Raw genomic sequence first — 19,459 nt, forward strand, 5'->3', positions numbered from 1 at the left:
TCTAATTATGAAAAAATTGCTAATCGTTGTACTGACTTTTGTATTGATGTCATGCAATTCAAATAACAAAATCCAATCAGGTAAGCCCAACATAGTTTATATTCTTACAGACCAATGGCGAGCTCAGGCCTTCGGCTATGCTGGTGATCCTAATGTAAAAACTCCTCGCTTGGATGAATTCTCGAAAGAGGCTGTGAACTTTGCGAATGCTGTATCAGTAGCGCCTGTGTGTACACCACATCGTGCTGCACTGATGACAGGTCGTTACCCTACAAGTACAGGGATGATTCTAAACGATCTTTACTTGCCTAGCGAAGAGCTCTGTATGGCTGAGATATTTAAAGCAGAAGGGTATAGTACCGCACATATTGGTGGCAAGTGGCACCTTGATGGTCACGGACGATTGAATAACGTGACGCCAGAAAGACGCCAGGGTTTCGACTTTTGGATGGGTAACGAATGTTCTCATGATTATAACAATGAACCCTATTTCGAGAATGATGATCTTGATGTGAAATACTACAAAGGCTACTCGCCTTATGCCATTGCGAATGCGGCCAATGATTATATGACTAAGAGAAAGGCTAGTGATAAGCCTTTTTTACTCTTTATCTCTATAGGAACACCACACTTTCCTCACCATTCTGCTCCAAAGGATATGATGGCGATGTACCCCCAAGAGGATTTGATTCTGTCGCCTAATGTGCCCCCGAGATTGGAGAAAAAAACACGCAAAGAATTACAGGGCTATTATGGGCACTGCACAGCTACAGACAAAGCCATTGGATATATTTTGGATAAAATGAAAGAATTAGAACTAATGGAAAACACCATTTTTGTTTTTACCTCTGATCACGGAGAAATGATGGGCTCTCATGACGAAAGACCTTTTAAGAAACAATTGGGTTGGGATGAATCCATCAAAGTGCCTTTCCTTATTAGCTATCCTGCTATTGGAGAGAACAAGGGGGCGGTAGTCAATGCACCCATTAATACACCTGATATTTTGCCTTCATTGTTAGGGTTGGCTAATCTTGATATTCCCCAAACGATAGAGGGAGAAGACATCTCAGAACTGATGCAAAACCCTGATCCCAATGCTGATCGTACTGCTTTGGTAATGAATGTAAGTCCTTTTTCGGGTAATTCAAAGGATGCAGAATATCGCCTTATCCGCACCAAGCAATACACCTACGAATGTACTTTAGAGGGGCCAAGTAAGCTTTTTGATAACGTAAAAGATCCTTACCAGATGGATAACCTAGTTGGAAATCCTGATTTTGCAAGTCTCCAACAATCACTAGATACAAAATTGAACCAGGCGCTTAAGTCCATCGGTGACGACTTTAAATCACGTGACTTCTATCTGAAAAAATGGAACTACGTATTGGACAAGAAGAAGAACTGTATTGACTATTGGAGCTTTAAAAACGGTAATGGTGTTGTTCAATCTCCGAAAAAAATATACGAATGAGAAGAGTATTATTGAAAACAAGCATACTATTACTTGTTTCTATGTTGAGTTTGGCTCAAAAAATAGCACCTGAGCTAAGCCAAAACTTCAAAACCCCACCCCACGAGGTCAGACCGCAAGCATGGTGGTGGTGGCTTCAAACACCTACCTCGAAAGAAGCCATTACGCTCGATCTTGAAGAAATGAAAGCCAAAGGCCTTTCGGGCTGTATGGTCTTGGATGGTGGTGTAGGTCCTTTTGGTCCACGTAAGTGGAAAAATAAAACCATTATAGATAGCACCGAAATTAGGTACGAACTGACAGATGAGTATAAAGGGGCACGCCTCTCTCAGCCTGAAGAGAAGATGGAAATGTGGTCTAAGCCTTGGCGCGATATGGTGCGTTTTGCTTCGAAAGAAGCAGGGCGTCTAGGACTTGATTTTGGCGTATTCATTGGCCCTGCTGGTTGTGCGGCCCCTTGGGTGACACCTGATCATGGTCAGCAGGAGTTGGTGTGGGGTGAAATCGTTGTAGAAGGTGGTCAGCAGATTGCACAAGCCTTAGAGAGGCCTAGTACGCCAGTTCAAACCAAAAGACAGCGTGAAGATCAACGCGTCAAGGACGCTCAAAATGCCTATTATACCGATGTGGCAGTCTTGGCCATTCCTGCAAAGGGAAGTTTGCAACTAAACGAGGTACTTGATATTTCCGATAAATTGGATGAAAAAGGTCATCTGAAATGGGAGGCTCCTCAAGGCCAGTGGCGCATTATCCGTTTTGGTTATCGTCCTACAGGGCGTAATCTCAACGGTGTTTTTTATATTGATCACCTGAGCAAAGAAGTGTTCGACTTGCATTGGAAAAATACTGCGGGCTTATTGCTTAGCGAGATGAGTGATGAGGAACGTGTCGCCTTTAAGTACGTAGAGTGCGACAGTTGGGAAGCAGGCGATCCTAATTGGACCAAACACTTCGCCCAAGAATTTAAAGAGCGCCGTGGCTATGACATTATAAAACACTTGCCTGCTCTTATTGTTGTCAATATTGATTCTGAGGAGCGGACAAAGCATTTCATAAATGATTTTCAATTAACCATCAGTGACTTGATTTCTGAAAATCACTATGGAAGACAACAGGAAGTGGCGCACGAACACGGACTACATTCTTATGCTGAGGCAGCAGGCCCGCACCAGTACCAGGCCGATCTTAAGAAATGTGTGGGCCGCTGCGATGTGGCTATGGGCGAGTTTTGGATGCCTTCGCCTCACCGCGAACAACCTAGTGGTCGTTTCTTAGTACGCGAGGCCGCTACTTCGGCACATACCTATGGTATCAAGCAGGTCTTTGCCGAATCATTTACCTCAGTGGGACCCAATTGGGAGGTGTCACCTTTTATGATGAAAGCAGCTGCCGATCAGGCTTTTTGTGATGGTCTCAATTGGATTTGCTTTCACACCTTTACCCATCGTCCATCAGTGACAGAAGTACCCGGAATGACGCACAGTGCTGGTACACATTTCGACCGTACCAATACGTGGTGGAATCAAAGTGCACCTTTTGTCAATTACCTGTCACGCTGTTCGTATATGCTTCAACAAGGCTTGTTTACTGCCGATGTGCTATTTTATAATGGTCACGGTTTGCGCTCGGGGGGCGATGCTTTCGAATGGGCCGATGGTATGAAAAACCCTTCAGCGGATTTGGGCACAGGCTACGATTACGACAAATGTAATGAGGAAGTGTTATTGACTAGAGTTGGCGTGAAAAACGGAAAGCTAGTTATGCCAGATGGTATGAATTATATGGTATTGGTGATTGAGAATAAAACGCCGGTGTCACTTAAAGCACTGCAAAAGATAGCTGCTTTAGTAGAACAAGGCGCTACTGTGGTGGGGAAAATTGAAACCCCAATGCTGAGCAAAACAGATGATGCTGTTGAATATCAAAAGCTGATTGATCGCATTTGGGGTAATCCAGAGATTGGCGTAAACAGCATCGGGAAAGGACAAGTAATATGGAACCGTAGCATACGTGAGGTGTTGCAAGAGAATAATATACTTCCCGATTTTGAATGCAAAGGTTTAAGCGATGTGGGCGTGGTTGATTTTATTCATCGACAAACAGAAGATGCTGATATTTATTACGTCACTAGTCGATGGCAGCCAGTTGAGAAGGTGAAATGTACCTTTAGGGTAAGTGGCAAACAGCCAGAGTTATGGAATCCTGTAACAGGAGAAACGCGCATTCTTTCCAACTTTAAAGTCGTCAATGGACGCACCATTATTCCGATGGAATTTGGACCATGTGCTTCCTATTTCGTTGTTTTTAAAGATGTGATTTCTGTGCAAAATTTGGCTTCAAATTGGCCAACATACAAAACGGTACAGCAAATAGAAGGTGACTGGGACGTCCGTTTTGATGAAAAATGGGGAGGCCCCGAAACGGTGGTTTTTGATAAGCTTAGCGATTGGTCGAAACACAATGATAAGGGCATAAAATACTATTCGGGAAAAGCTACTTATCTCAAAACCTTCGATTTTAAAGCCTCGAAAAAGCACAATGAACTATATCTTGATTTAGGTAAAGTACACGAATTGGCACAGGTCAAATTAAATGGCGTTGATTTAGGTGTTCTTTGGTCAAAACCGTTCAGAATAAATATTACTTCACACCTAAAAGCAAAAGGCAATAAGCTGGAAATTGATGTAGTCAACCTATGGCCAAACCGTCTTATTGGCGATGAGTTTTTACTAGAAAAAGAAAGGTATACGCAAACCAATATTCGAAAATTTACAAAAGCAACTCAACTACTTCCCTCCGGATTAATTGGGCCAGTTCAAATTATTAGAGAAAAGAATTATTGAAAGTTTATCAACCTAAAAACGAGCCGATACAAATAATCTTCACACAAGACAATGAATAATAGGCAAGCCCTGCAAATCACTAAAAAAAAATAACATATGAAAAAAATACTATTAGTTTCATTCATCATTTTTACGACCCAATTTGTAAATGCTGCAGATTGGGGAAATGCACAGTGGATTTGGCAACAAGAAGATGGACCATCCAATACATGGATGAGTTTTAGAAAAACAATAACATTAGATGAAGTGCCCGATCAGGTGGAGGCACTTATTTCTGTAGATAGTAAATTTTGGTTGTGGGTGAATGGTTCTTTGGTTCTTTTCGAAGGAGGTTTGTCTCGAGGCCCAAGTCAAGCAGGAGATTGGGATAGAAAAAATAAAGTTACCCCAGCCAACTCTTGGTACGAAACAGTAGACATTCAACGCCACTTGAGAAAAGGGGAAAACACCATCGCAATTTTGGTTTGGTACTGGGGGCGCGAAACACATAAAGGCACCCATATTGATAGCAGAAAAGGAGGTTTGTTATTTTCTGCAAAAATAGGAAATCAGCTAATAGTTTCAGACTTCACTTGGAAAGCTATACAACACCCAGCCTACGATAATACCATTGAGCCGGCAAGTAAAGCGATGGTTCAGTTTAGCGTTAAATATGATGCGCAAAAAGCTATAGGCGATTGGTCGGATAAAGCGTGGTACACCACTAATTTCTTTGATGCAGCATGGCCATCTGCGATAGAAAAAGGTGCCGCTGGAACTGCTCCTTGGTACAACTTAGAACCTAATATTGTTCCACATTTAATTAATCATGGCTTGCAGGATTATGCCAACCATAATGACTTAAAATTACCATACACTAGTAAAGGGGAAGTCGTTAAGTGTAAACTACCTTTCAATAAGCAGATTACACCATATTTAGAAATTGAAGCAAAAGCTGGTGATACCATTTTTATAACTACAGATAATCGTTTAAACAAAATTCATGCGACTTACATTACTAAAGAAGGGGAGCAATCATTCGAAAGCTTTTCGTGGATGAATGGACATGAAGTAAGGTATACTATTCCGGAGGGAGTGAAAGTTAAGGCACTGAAATACCGTTGGATGAGTGTAGGAGAAATGGTAGGTGAATTTGAGGTGGACGACCCATTCTATAACCGTTTGTGGTGGATGGGTAACAACACCTTGTTTGTATGTGCACGCGATAATTTTATGGATTGTCCCGACAGAGAACGTGCCTTGTGGATTGGCGATGTGGCCGATCAAACGGGCTACCTTTTCTACTCAATGGACAATGCAGGCCGTCAGCTTCTAAAAAAGGCTATCCTGCAAACTACGGCGTTTAGTCAAGATGGTGTTCTTGGTGCGCTTGGACCACTTAGAGTGCGTGAACTGGTATCGCAAAGCTTGCAATTTATTGCACAATGCGTTTGGCCTTACTACATGCATACAGGCGATATAGAGACGCTTGAAAAGGCTTATCCTTATGTATTTGGTTACTTAGATTTATTCCCAATGCTTGAAAATGGTCTGCCTGAGTACCGTAAAGGCAAAAGCCCGGATTCTTGGGATTGGTCAGACTGGGGAGTGAAAAACACCATTGACAAGCAACCCATTCAAATGGCATTTTATTATATGGCACTAAAAGAAGCACAAAAAATGGCCGAAGTATTGGATAATAAAGAGCACATAGCATGGTATACCAAGCGAATGGAATCTATGAAAGGAGCTTATGATAAAGCCTATTGGAAAGATGGTTTTTACAGTAGCGATGCAGAAAAATTTAAGGACGATAGAGCCAATGCTATTGCCATCGTATCGGGCATAGCCAATCCAGCATACTACGATCAGGTTGTGGATAATGTCCTAATTCCCAATCGCTTTTCTAGTCCGCATTTCGAATGGATGGTTGAAGAGGCCATGTTTATAGCCGGACGACCTAAAAGTTCTCTTGCAAGAATGAAGGATCAGTACCAAAGTCAGGTAGATAAAAAAGAAATATCTACTTTATACGAGATGTTCCCAAAAGGCGGAAGTTACAACCACGCATGGAACGGATCAAACACCATCTTCTCTAAATATGTTGCCGGTGTAGAGCCAACCAAAGAAGCTTGGAGCGAGTATAAAATCATGCCAAAAATACTTCATTTTACATCGTTAAAGAAAACCATTCCAACCGTAAAAGGAAATGTGAATATAGCCATTGAAGCTAAAGGTGCCTTATATAAACTTGATTTAAATTCTCCCGAAAATACAACCGCTATTGTAGGTCTTCCTAAGCAAGGAAAGGAAATTGCAGAGGTGTTGGTAAACGGGCAGCTAGTTTGGAAAAAGGGCAAGTTAAAAGAGAGTATAAAGGATATTGAATACGAAGGAGAGTGTTTAGGCTATCTAAAATTTAGTGTTCAATCAGGAAACTGGAAAATAAGTGCCATTTATAAATAATTTATAATACGAAGCTCATATTTTAATTGAAAAACAATTGTATAACTAAATTATATTCTCGTGAAATTCCAAACAAAGCTAATTGGTTATTTAGGTGTTTTATTAATGCTTATTATAATGAGTTCTTGTAACAAAATGAACCAAATTAGCCACCAAAACTTTAAGCAGATAAAATCTAATTTTATCACTCCAACTGATAGCAATAATATTTGGTGCTATTGGTATTGGATTAATGATGATATTTCGAAAGAGGGCATTACCAAAGATTTGTTAGCCATGAAAAAGGCAGGTATTGGTGGTGCTTTGATAGGAAATATAAATCCAGCACACAAGGATGGGAAAGTGCCCATGTTAAGTGAGAATTGGTGGTCGCATATGGTTCATGCTGTGGTTGAAGGCAAGCGTATTGGCATAGATATTGGCGTATTCAATTGCCCAGGATGGAGCCAAAGTGGTGGCCCTTGGGTAGATTATACCAAAGCCATGCGCTATCTTACTTATAGTGAAACGAAAGTTTTGGGAGGTAAAATGCTTAGCGTACAGCTAGATAAGCCAAAGGGTAAATTTCAAGATACTCATACTTTTGCTTTCAAAACATCGGAAGTTGAAGAAAGAAGTACTCAGTTTATTCCCACAAAAGTAAGTGCCAATTGGAATGATGTTGATGTAGCTGTTTTGACCGACGGTGATAAAGAAGCAGATACAAGCTTTGAACCAAGAAAAGGAGAGGCCTTGGAAATTAATTTTGAACTTTCGGAGCCAATTACGGCACGTTCTATATCAATAATACCAAGCAGGGCTTTTAAATGTAATATGACTTTAATCACAGTGGTCGATAGAAAAGAGACTATCATTAAGGAATTTCATTTTGATCGTTTTCGCATCACGCCTAATGTGGCATCAATTGAGACAGGCGATTTTGCTACTATCTTACCCGATGTTAAGGCACAACAGTTTAAATTGAAATGCACCAATTTCAGAACCAAGCAAAAGGGATATGGTTTTGCTGAAATCAATATTTCTGAAGCACCAGTGTTGGATAAATACATTGAGAAACAACTGGGAAAGATGCATTCTACACCTAAACCCAATTGGGATACCTACATATTTAGCCAACAGGAAGCACTTAAAGACAAGAGCTTGTGTTTAAATCCTGATGAGGTCATTGATCTTAGCAACAGTTTGGATGAAAATGGTGTGCTAAAATGGGATGCACCTGCAGGGGAGTGGACAATTATGAGAATGGGCATGTCGCCAACGGGCACTAAAAATGCTCCGGCAGCACCACAAGGTGTGGGTTACGAGATTGATAAAATGAACAGTGCATTGGCACAGTACCACTTCGACAATTTTGTTGGGGAGCTTTTAAAACGGATTCCAGAAGAAAGCAAATCGGCATTCAAATACGTGGTGGCTGATAGTTACGAACAAGGCTCCCAAAATTGGACTGATGCTTACGAGATTAAATTCAAAGAGAAATATGGATATGATCCAGTGAAGTACTTACCTGTGCTTTCAGGTAGAATAGTGGGTAGTGTTGAGGAGTCTGAACGTTTTCTTTGGGATTTGCGTCGAGCAATTGCAGATGATGTAGCTTACGAATATGTGGGAGGCCTACGAAAAGCAGGCAACAAGCATAATCTAAAAGTATGGTTAGAAAACTACGGCCATTGGGGTTTCCCGGGTGAGTTTATGATGTATGGTGGACAGTCGGACTTGATAGCCGGTGAGTTTTGGAACGAAGGTACATTAGGAAATATCGAATGTAAAGCCTCTTCTTCAACCTCGCATACTTATGGTAAACCACTTACTTCTGCCGAAGCTTTTACCTCTTCGCGTAAAGCTTACCTCAGGCACCCTGCTATGCTCAAGAAACGTGGCGACTGGGCCTTAACCGAGGGGATTAACCATTTTGTATTGCATTTGTATATTCAGCAACCCGACGATAAGCGCAAACCCGGCATGAATGCTTGGTTTGGTACCGAGTTTAACCGACACAACACCTGGTTTAGTCAGGCTGATACCTATTTCGACTACCTACGTCGTTGCCAACACCTGTTACAGCAAGGAAAATATGTGGCCGATGTGTGTTATTTTATTGGCGAAGATGCCCCAATTATGACGGGTGGGCGAGTGCCCGAAATACCCAAAGGATATTCCTATGATTACATAAATGCTGAGGTTATTATGAATCGCATGTCGGTTAAAGATGGCCGATTTGTACTCCCCGATGGCATGTCGTATAAAGTGATGGTTTTACCCCCTTTCACCACCATGCGTCCCGAATTGTTAACCAAGATAGAGGAGTTAGTAAAGCAGGGCGGTATTATTCTAGGGCCAAAACCACAAGAATCACCCAGCTTGCAGAATTTTCCTGCGTGCGATGAGCAAGTGAAAGAAATCGCCGAAAAGTTATGGAATGGCACTTATAATCAAGGCAAAATGGCTGTGCAATATGGTCAAGGAAAAGTGATGGATGGTTACGAATTGCTGGAAGTGTTTGCTGACTTAAACCTGGCTAAAGATGTGGATGTTCCTGCCGATGCATCGGTATTGTGGATACACCGAAATATGCCCGGAATGGATATTTATTTTGTAAGCAATCAGAGTGATGAAACCATTGAGCTATCTCCCGTTTTCCGAGCAGATAAAAAGCTAAAACCGCAATCGTGGGATGCTGTAAGCGGTGAGATAAAGTTTTTGACCGATTATGAAATAACCGCCACAGGCATCAAAGTACCCTTAAAGATGGAAGCCGCTCAAAGTTGGTTTGTGGTATTTACCAATGATGATAAGAAGGTTGATGTAAAACCTGCAAATGCTAGCAATTTTTCTGAATATGAAAAGATGAGTGCTCTTGAAGGGCCTTATAAGGTTGATTTCGTAAATAGAGATATTGCGCCTAAAGATCCAGTTGTTTTTAATGAGTTAATAGATTGGAGAAATTCAAGCAATGAGCAAATAAAGTATTATTCAGGAACGGCTTTTTATACTACAAGTTTCAATGTTGAATCACTTCCTCAAAATCAGGATTTATTCCTTAACCTTGGAAAAGTATCGGTAATGGCTAAAGTGAAGCTGAACGATAAATATGTTGGCGGTGTGTGGATGGCGCCTTATCGACTAAATATAACTGATGCCCTAAAAAGAGGGGAGAACGAACTGGAAATTGAAGTGGTAAACCTATGGCGCAACCAATTAATTAGAGATAAATCGCGACCAAAAAGTGAAAAATATACCTGGATAGTCATTGATAAAATTACGCCTGAAAGCGCCCTGCAATCGTCAGGATTAATAGGACCTGTGCATATTGAAACGATCAAATAGCAAGAATTAGAAATTATAATATAGAATAGAATGAGAAACTTATTATTATTAGCAGGATTACTTCTAATGGTATCCTGTGAATCAAAAAAGAAGGTTTAAAAAACAATGTTGTATTTGTATTAATCGATCAACGGAGAGCATAAGACCTTATTTTTGTAGGAAATGACTAGGTGATTATACCTAAGATTGACGATTTAGCGAATGAAGCTCTGGTTTTACGAATACCATCTCTAAAATTCCCGTTTGTACTTCGTCACGTACGTCGTTAATGACAGGTAAATACCCGTTTAGTCCTGGTCTCTTTTACAGCGATAAATCTATGAAATTCGAATTCCTTTTAATAGTACAGCACATGTGATGTTGAATATCAATAATATATCACAAGTTAAGCTATGGAATGCACAGGGCAATGAGTTGGAAACTGAATGGCTTGAATGTGGTGAAGGACAGTTTGTTGCATCATTACCTACCGGAGAATATAAAATTGAAGTGCCTTCAGGAAATTAAAAAGTTAAATTGAAAATGAGACAATCAATAACTAAATTTACACTAATAGTTCTGCTATCATGTTTGTTTATGCCGATTCTACAGGCTGGAAACACATCTTTAGAACAGAATTTTCAGAATCCACCACCATCGGCAAGAGCTCGTGTAATGTGGTTTTGGATTAATGGAAACGTCACTAAAACTGGCATTACTGCCGATTTGGAGGCGATGAAAGACGTAGGTATTCAGGGTGCTCTCATTTTCAACGCTAGTTTAGGTCAACCTCGAGGATTTGTGTCTTATTTGAGTCCCGAATGGCTCGATCTTTTCAATTTTGCCGCCTTGGAGGCACAGCGTTTGGGACTTGAATTGAGCTTCCACAATGGAGCAGGTTGGTCATCATCAGGTAGTCCTGTTGTCACGCCAGAATATGCGATGCAGACAGTTGTGTATTCAGAAACTATATATCTAGGAGGTCAGGAATTTAAAGGTCAGTTAGAACAACCAGAAACAAACCTAGGCTACTATAAAGACATTGCCGTATTAGCCTTTCCAAAGCCACAAAGCGAAGAACGCATCAATGATCTGGATTTTAAAAGCCTATCGGGCAAAGTGCGTAATCATTTAGGTCCTGATGATAAAAATGTACCTGCTTCAGCAGTCGTAAAAAAATCAAACATTATTGATTTAACATCAAAGTTGACTAGTGATGGCTACTTAGAGTGGAATGTACCTGAAGGAGAATGGGTGATTCTACGACTTGGACATACACCAACGGGTAAAAAAAATATTGCGGCACCTAATGGCGGACAAGGTTTGGAATGTGACAAGATGAGTTGCGAGGCTGTGGATGTATATTGGCAAGGAGCTATCATGCCTATCGTGAATAAACTCGATACGCTCATTGGTTCAGTAGTTAAACGATGCCATATTGATAGTTATGAGGTGGGGACTACAAACTGGACACCCGGTTTTGCTAGTGAGTTCAAGAGGCTTCGTGCTTATGATTGTGTGTCGTTTTTGCCAGCCTTAGCAGGTTATTATGTAGAGAGCGGAGAAGAAACTGAACGTTTTTTATGGGATTTTCGTCGTAGCATTGGTGATTTAATGGCTGAACATTATTATGGTTATTTTGGCGAGTTATGTCATCAACACGGCATGCAGTTCTCAACAGAGCCTTATTGGGGACCTTTTGATAATATGCAAGTGGGTGCTACAGCAGATGCCGTCTTATCGGAGTTTTGGAGCGGACATCTAGCCTTTTTCGATTCACCAAAGTTTGTAGCTTCCATTGCTAAGTTAAATGGTAGTTCCATTGCTGAAGCAGAGGCTTTTACTGATATGGGTGGCTGGCAGCAACATCCAGGTGCATTAAAAGCGATGGGTGATTTGGCTTGGGCACAAGGCATCAACCGTTTTGTATTTCACTGTTATGTGCATCAACCTTGGGATGTGGCGCCAGGTTTAACCTTAGGGCCTTTTGGTATTGACTTTAATCGCCTGAATACCTGGTGGAATCAAAGCAAACCCTTTGTTGATTATGTAGCTCGTGGTCAGTACTTGTTACAGCAAGGTACATCCGTAGCCGATGTATTGGTGTTTACAGGTGAAGCATCGCCCAACGATGCCTTGTTGATACCTGAAATTAAAGCTTTAGGTTATGACTATGACCTGATAGGTTCAAATAAAATCAGCGAATTAACAGTCAACGAAGGATTGGTCTGTACTCCTTTAGGTGACAAGTACCAAGCTCTCGTACTTCCTTCAACATCTTGGATGACACCTCAGACACTTAAAATAATAAACGAGTTGGCCTATGGAGGAGCTACAATACTAGCATCAAAGCCACAAAAATCACCAAGCCTTAATCATTATCCATATTGTGATGATAAAGTGGCGCAATTAGCCGATCAATTATGGAGTAAAGGCACCATTAAAGAAAATACCATTACAGATGTGCTAAAAAATGGCACATTGCTTCCCGATTTTTCAATAGAAAATGGAAGTAGCGATGCTATTGATTTTATCCACCGTAGGACCGAGGATGCTGACATTTATTTTGTGGTCAACTCACGCAATGAGAGTCGTGAGCTAGAGTGTCGTTTTCGCGTGTCAGGTTTACAGCCCGAACTATGGAATGCCGAAACAGGAGAAATAACTATAGCTAGCGTATGGCAGAATAATGGAGATGGAACTACCACCGTAAGTATTCCTTTTGCTTCTGAAAGCTCTGTTTTTGTTTTGTTCAGAAATCCTGTCTCTTCAGAGAAACACATTGTAAGTAGAACCCAGAAACTACAGAAGTCGGCAGCAATACCATTGCCCAATTTAGAAATTATAAAAGCTGAATACGGTACATTCTTGCCTAGCGGTTTGGTGGATATAACAGAAGTGATCAAAAATAAAGTTCAAAATAACAGTCTGAATATTCAAGCCACCCGAAGCCTTTGCGATGGGGACCCAGCACCAGGCTACCACAAGGAATTACGCATAGAATATAAAATTGATGGTGTCCTTTTGGAAAAGAATGCCATGGAGAAAGAATGGCTGGAGATTGCTGCTTCTGATAAAGGAGTACTTGAAATTCGGAAAGCTGTTTTTGGTAAATTTGAACGTGGGGTAGATGGAATTCCACCAAACAATCCAGTTTATGATGTTACTGAAAAAGTAAAATCGATGTTGGAGTCAGGAGTTTATGAAATTCAAGTAAACGACAGTTTTGCCGAAGGAAAAGATATTAGAACAAAGAAAGCATTGCGCCTTGTGTACTCGACTAATGGGGTGGAGAAATATGCACATATTCCCAATGGAGGGACTTTGAAATTGACGCAGGAAATATTAGAACCAAAATTGATTCATAAGGATGGTATCGATTCTTGGTTAACACCTTTTTCAGGGGAAATGACCTATTGTAACTCAGCTGGTAAAAGCAAAACCATAAGGGTGAAATCAGTTCCTAAACCTATAGAGTTAATTGGGGGTTGGAGCGTGAGTTTTCCTGCAAAAGAGGATGCGTCTTTAGATGTAATATTCAGTCAATTAAGCTCGTGGTCAACATCAAGCAATGATACTATTCGTTATTTTTCGGGTACAGCCACTTATAAAAAGCAGTTTGAGCTTTCTTCTAAATTTCTTAAAGAGGATATTTCGTTACAATTAGATTTGGGCAGCGTGAAGGAAATAGCCGAAGTATTTGTTAATGGAAAGCCTTTGGGTATAGTATGGAAAGCTCCTTTCAGGCTTAATATTGATGATTATGTGCAAGCAGGAACAAATACCCTTGAAGTGAGAATTACTAACCTATGGCCAAACCGTTTGATAGGAGATGAACGATTGGAATTGGATCACAAGCGAAAAGGACCCAGTGTGAAGCAATGGCCCGATTGGCTTTTAAATAATACCGATCGACCAACTGAACGAAGCACTTTTGCAGCTTTTAAGCATTGGCATAAACATTCTGAGCTTTTGCCTTCTGGTTTGTTGGGACCTGTGAAAATTGTAGTCTTCAAGGTGGTGGAAATTTAGCCGGTGGTTCTGAGCCATCGAATAGGAGTTAAAGAGGTTTGTGGCTATGGGTTATTAGTTTTGGTTGATGAAAACAAACAAACCAGAAATGAGGATGTGATTTTGGAATACCTGTACTGAAGTTTCCTTGGTTATTAAAAAGAAGATTATTTGGTACTGGATTATCGATTTAACGGATAAATAATTGGAGCTATGAAACGACCATTAACTCTATTATTCATAAAGTACTCACAGGTGGATGATTAAAGAAGTTAATGTGAGTTCCTGAATGTGTAGAAAAATATGGCACACTTTCTTAAAACAAAAATTTTAAACAGATGAAAAATATACTTTTTAATAAGATCACTTTTCTTGTACTATTATCGATATCTGTATATAGTTGCAAGTCATCGATGGAGAAAAACTTTAAGAATCCTCCCGGTGAATTTAAACCCATGCCTTTTTGGCATATTAATGGGGAATTAACCACGGAAGGTATCCGCAAGCAGATGAAAGATGCAAAGGATGCTGGGTTTTCAGGGGTCAGTTTGTTACCCTTGGCCGAAAAAAGCCCTACACGCCCAGGTACTTCTCCAAAATTCCTTTCGGATAAATATTTTGAACGTTATCAGGATATGATTGACATAGCGGAGGAATTAGATATGGAAATCATACTCTACGACGATAATGATTTTCCAAGTGGAATGGCTGGTGGAAAAATGCAAGAAAAATATCCTGACCACACCATGAAACGTTTAGATAAAATTGAACATGTTCTGAAAGGCCCTGCGCTTTTTACCGACAGCATTCCGGGTGTTCAGCTCATGGCGGCAGTGGCAATCAACCAGCAAACCAAAGAACACATAGAAATCAGTTCGTTTGTTAAAAATGGAATTATAGAATGGCAAGTTCCGAGTGGTAATTGGAGCATAATGCTGTTTCCTTTGATGAAGGATTCTTTCCATAAAAAATATTTGTGTATGGATTTTATGGATACTGTGGCAGTGCGTCATATGATCAATGAAACCTACGAAAAGTACAAAGAGCGATTTGGGCAGTATTTTGGAAACACCATAAAAACTACTTTTTTCGATGATGTTGGTTTTTGGAGGCATCCACGCAATTGGACGGGGCGTTTCAATGAAAAGTTTGAAGAATTAAACGGTTTTGATCCACGCCCGTATTATCCTGCTTTGTGGTATAACATTGGATCAGATACAGAAGCTATTCGAAATGCTTTTTTTAATACACGTGCTGAATTACTGGCCGAAGGATTTCCTAAATTGGTGGGGCAGTGGAACGAGGCTAATGGACTGAATAGTACTGGACATCCTCCGGGTAATTACGACCCGACACCCATTGATATGAATGCGGATATTTTTAAGTTTTACCGCTATACTCAAATTCCGCTAACCGATGCCATTATTCGATATCAATTTGGGCAAGATGGGCATAAATTGATTAGCTCTGCTGCCGACTATTACGACCGCCCTATGGTGGCTACTGAGATTTATGGTGCTTATAAGGAACATTCTTTCGATTCTTTGATGATGTATAGGGCTATGATGGATTTATTTGCTCGTGGGGTAAATATGGTTATCCCTCATGGCATGTGGTACAATCCTAAAAAAGTTTACATTTCGCCATTAGTGTCTCCATACAGCGAGAAATTAGCAGATGCATTACCTGCCTACTCTAATTATGTTGGGCGAAGTAGTATGTTACTGAGAGGGGGACGCCGTGTAAGTGAAATTGGCGTAATGTATCCATTTGAAGGATTGGCAGGTTGGTTCTGTTTCGATAATCCAGATAATATAAGACAAGGTTTTTATGTATCTCCTGAAACAGATTATCAAACTATCAGTGGTTGGCTGACGAATGATATTCGTCGCGATTTCACCTTTGTACATCCTGAGTTTTTTATAGAAGATAAATATAGTGTTGCTAATGGTAAAGTAAAGTTGAATAATTCGGATAACTTTCAGGAATACAGTGTTATGATGTTAACAGGGAGTAATGTCATCTCCTTAAAAACACTTCAAAAACTAAAGACTTTTTATGATGACGGAGGAGCTATTGTAGCGACTACTCAGTTGCCGTACAAGGCAATAGAACTTGGTAAAGATGCTGAAGTTATAGCACTAGTAAGGGCTATTTTTGGAGTAGATCCGACAAAACAGGAGAAGTATGCTGAGCAAAGCAATAGCAATTCACAGGGTGGACGTTCTATTTTTATTCGTCGAGCAGATATGGAAAAAATAGGGCGTATTTTAAAGGAATATCAACCCTATCCTGATGTTATTTTTGCTGACAATCCAGAATTAAAGACGGATCTAGGAAAGCTAAATTATATCCATAAAATAAAAGAAGGGAAGCATATCTATTTATTTACAAATTCGAGCGATGAAACTATTTCAACAACTGTGCTGCTACGTGGCAAGTTGCAATCAGAAAAATGGAATCCGCACAATGGGCAAATTATAGAAGAAACAAGGAGAGAAGAAGTTATTATCAATACAAAAGTTTATACCAAAGTGGAAATTAAACTTCCTCCTGTGAAATCGATTTTTGTAGTAGGGAATAACGAATAGATGCGTAATAAAAAAGGTATTAATATGAAATTTTATACTACACTTAGCTTTGCACCTATAAGTGCAAAGTTCTTTCTAGAACCTGAGGAAATCGAGGTCTTTAATGTAGTCGAAGTAGAATAAATTAAGTGTCTAACTAAGAGTAATTTGATATGAGATTAATTGTAATATTATTTTTATGCTTGTGTTCGGTGACACAGGCCATTGAAGTGAAGGATTTAAAATGTGAGTTTAAAACCAATCCCATTGGGATAACAAGTGCAAAGCCCAGTTTTAGTTGGACATTTATAGGCGATAATAAAAGTGCGGAGCAAGGAGGATATCGGATTTGTATGGCCACGAGTATTGAAAAGCTCAAATATCCTGATATTTGGGATACGGGTCCAACGAGTACATCAGAAACGGGTCCGTTTGTGTATTTGGGTGAGCCCTTAACTTCAGGCCAAAAAGTGTATTGGAAGGTTATTGTTTGGGGTAACAATAGGGGTGCAAAACATAGCGAGCCGGCTTGGTTCGAAATGGGTGAAATTGAGAATCCTGAAAAAGCTTTTGAACCTCCTGTTTTTGATCAGAAAAATGGCGTAGTTAAAATCACTTTAAAAGCCAATGATGAGGGTAGAACATTTGAAGGTATTGGTGGCGTAAGTGCTGGGGGTTCCACAGATTTGTTGTACGATTATACTGATCCTCATCGTAGCCAAATTCTAGATATTCTATTCAAACCTAAATTTGGAGCAGGTTTTCAGCATCTTAAAGTAGAAATGGGTGGAGGAGAAAACTCAACATGTGGTTCAGAACCATCGCATGCCATTACTCGCGAGGAGTTGAAGAATCCCGTATCTAGGGGATACGAATTTTGGTTGATGAAAGAAGCCAAGGACAGAAATGCGGATATGATTTTAGAATACCTTCCCTGGAGTTTTCCTGCTTATCTGAAACCAAATATCTATACCAAAGAGTCGGCCGAGTATTTTGTGTCATTCTTAGATGTGGCAAAACGCGATTGGGGTCTGGATTTGGATTGGGTAGCTGCCGCTGAAAATGAAAATGATACGGACCGCGATTGGTTGGTGAACGATCTGTGTCCAATGATGAACGCTAGAGGTTATGAAGATGTAAAAATTCAAGGACCCGACGACAATAGTGGCGATTGGCAAATATTCGAAGAATTAGAAAAAGATCCAGAGTTTGATAAGGTCATTGAAGCTGTTGGATATCATTATGTATCAGGTCGCGAATTTACCGAGGATATGGTGGATGGCCGCGGACGACCAACTACAGAAAAAGCAAAGGCATCGGGTACACCACTTTGGGCTAGTGAAGATTGGAGCTGGACAGGTAAAGATTGGGGTGGTGCAGGAGCACTAAACTTGGCTCGTTTGTACAACAAATTTTATATACGCGATAAAATTACCAAAACCTTAATTTGGGCACCCATAGGTTCCATTTACAAATCGGTGACTTGGGATAAAGCTGGCGCTATGAAAGCGAATAGCCCTTGGAGTGGTTACTACGAAGTGTGGCCAACCATTTGGGCTACGGCGCATACCACCCAATTTGCCGATCCACATAGCTGGCAGTATTTAGATGGAGGATGCGGATTGTTTGATGCATCTACCTACAAGGGCAGCTGTGTTACTCTAAAAGAAAAAAATAGTTCAAACTGGAGTATGATTATTTGTACCAAAGATTCCGAAAATATTGAGGTGAATATTCGTAAAGGTCTAGCAAATAAAATAGTGCATGTCTGGAAATCTGATGAAAATGATCAGTTTGTGCAACAGGAAAGTATTTATCCAAAAAAAGGAGTGTTTACCATTGAACTTGATCCCAATTGTATTTACTCATTAACAACTACAGAGGGGCAGCAGAAAGGACAATATGAGATACCTGAAGAAACAGCATTTCCGTTCCCTTACAAAGAGGACTATGAGGATAGGGAAGCAGGTGATTTGCCAAAATATCATTCGGATCAAACAGGGAGCTTCGTAATTGCCAAAAGAGAAGACGGTACCAACTGTTTAAAGCAAATAAATCCGGAACAAGGTTACGATTGGATGCGTGTTTACCGACGTTCAAATATTAAAGCGAATACTTTGGTTGGAGATGTAAACTGGAAAGATTTTACCTGCTGTGTTGATGCTTTCATAGAAGGTGGTAATGTGGAACTCGGTGGCAGAGTTAAAGGAAGTTATTTAAAAGGCCATCGTTTTATGCTCGAAAAAAGTGGCCATTGGAAACTTGTATTTGATAAAAAAACGCTTGCAGAAGGAAGCATCGATAATTTTGATGGAGGCATTTGGCACAATATCAAACTTCAGTTTCGAGGTAAAGAGATTCAAGCCTTTGTTGATGGAGAATTTATAACAAAGGTAAATCATGAAAGTAGATCGGGTTATGTTTTGTTGGCAAGTTCGTACAATACTAACCTATTCGATAATTTGGAGATATCAGATTAGGCATTTATACGATAATTCTAACTTTTTAACCTAGTAGTTTTGATTTTAAAACCATTGTTAAAAAAGAGCATTTGTTGATATTCAAAACTCTTATGCCTATTTATGGGTGCGTTTTAATAGTTTGGGTCGAAGATGAAGGAAAAGACTACTTTATATTTGGCCATTATGTAAAAGAAGAGGAATAATAGAACTATTCATGCGTCATTTTTTTTAGAAGTTGCACAATAAGTTACAGTTAGTGTTTTGGTATTCTGATATTTTTAAGTTGAGAGTAATAATTATTCATACAAATGAGCTCTATACAAGAATATGCTGATTTGTGAAAACGAA

8 protein-coding genes are annotated in these 19,459 nt (G+C 40.0%); all 8 read left to right on the forward strand.

Annotated features, from left to right (window positions below; all coding sequences use genetic code 11):
* The first annotated feature begins 46 nt into the window (after positions 1-46).
* The 8 genes from QMO11_RS01860 (at position 47) to QMO11_RS01895 (ending at position 19,129) form a co-directional block, all read left to right on the forward strand.
* Positions 47-1,474, forward strand: a complete 1,428-nt coding sequence (locus tag QMO11_RS01860) for a sulfatase family protein (RefSeq protein ID WP_282035766.1) — start codon at positions 47-49, stop codon at positions 1,472-1,474.
* Complete coding sequence (locus tag QMO11_RS01865) at positions 1,471-4,317, forward strand: glycosyl hydrolase (RefSeq protein ID WP_282035767.1); 2,847 nt, start codon at positions 1,471-1,473, stop codon at positions 4,315-4,317. Before QMO11_RS01860 ends, QMO11_RS01865 begins: the two co-directional genes overlap by 4 nt.
* A gap of 96 nt (positions 4,318-4,413) precedes the next feature.
* Complete coding sequence (locus QMO11_RS01870) at positions 4,414-6,762, forward strand: alpha-L-rhamnosidase-related protein (protein WP_282035768.1); 2,349 nt, start codon at positions 4,414-4,416, stop codon at positions 6,760-6,762.
* Between the two features lie 60 nt (positions 6,763-6,822).
* Positions 6,823-10,089: a glycosyl hydrolase gene (locus QMO11_RS01875; RefSeq protein ID WP_282035769.1), complete on the forward strand. Its 3,267-nt coding sequence runs from the start codon at positions 6,823-6,825 to the stop codon at positions 10,087-10,089.
* Between the two features lie 357 nt (positions 10,090-10,446).
* Positions 10,447-10,596 (forward strand): hypothetical protein, encoded by a 150-nt coding sequence (locus QMO11_RS01880; RefSeq protein WP_282035770.1) that lies wholly within the window; start codon positions 10,447-10,449, stop codon positions 10,594-10,596.
* 15 nt (positions 10,597-10,611) lie between these two features.
* Positions 10,612-14,100: a glycosyl hydrolase gene (locus QMO11_RS01885; protein WP_282035771.1), complete on the forward strand. Its 3,489-nt coding sequence runs from the start codon at positions 10,612-10,614 to the stop codon at positions 14,098-14,100.
* Between the two features lie 317 nt (positions 14,101-14,417).
* Positions 14,418-16,670, forward strand: a complete 2,253-nt coding sequence (locus QMO11_RS01890) for a glycosyl hydrolase (RefSeq protein WP_282035772.1) — start codon at positions 14,418-14,420, stop codon at positions 16,668-16,670.
* Between the two features lie 152 nt (positions 16,671-16,822).
* On the forward strand, positions 16,823-19,129 hold the full coding sequence (locus QMO11_RS01895; protein WP_282035773.1) for a glycoside hydrolase family 78 protein: 2,307 nt from the start codon (positions 16,823-16,825) through the stop codon (positions 19,127-19,129).
* The last annotated feature ends 330 nt before the right edge of the window (positions 19,130-19,459 follow it).

Source organism: Saccharicrinis aurantiacus, assembly GCF_947489045.1.
Lineage (GTDB): Bacteria > Bacteroidota > Bacteroidia > Bacteroidales > Marinilabiliaceae > Saccharicrinis > Saccharicrinis aurantiacus.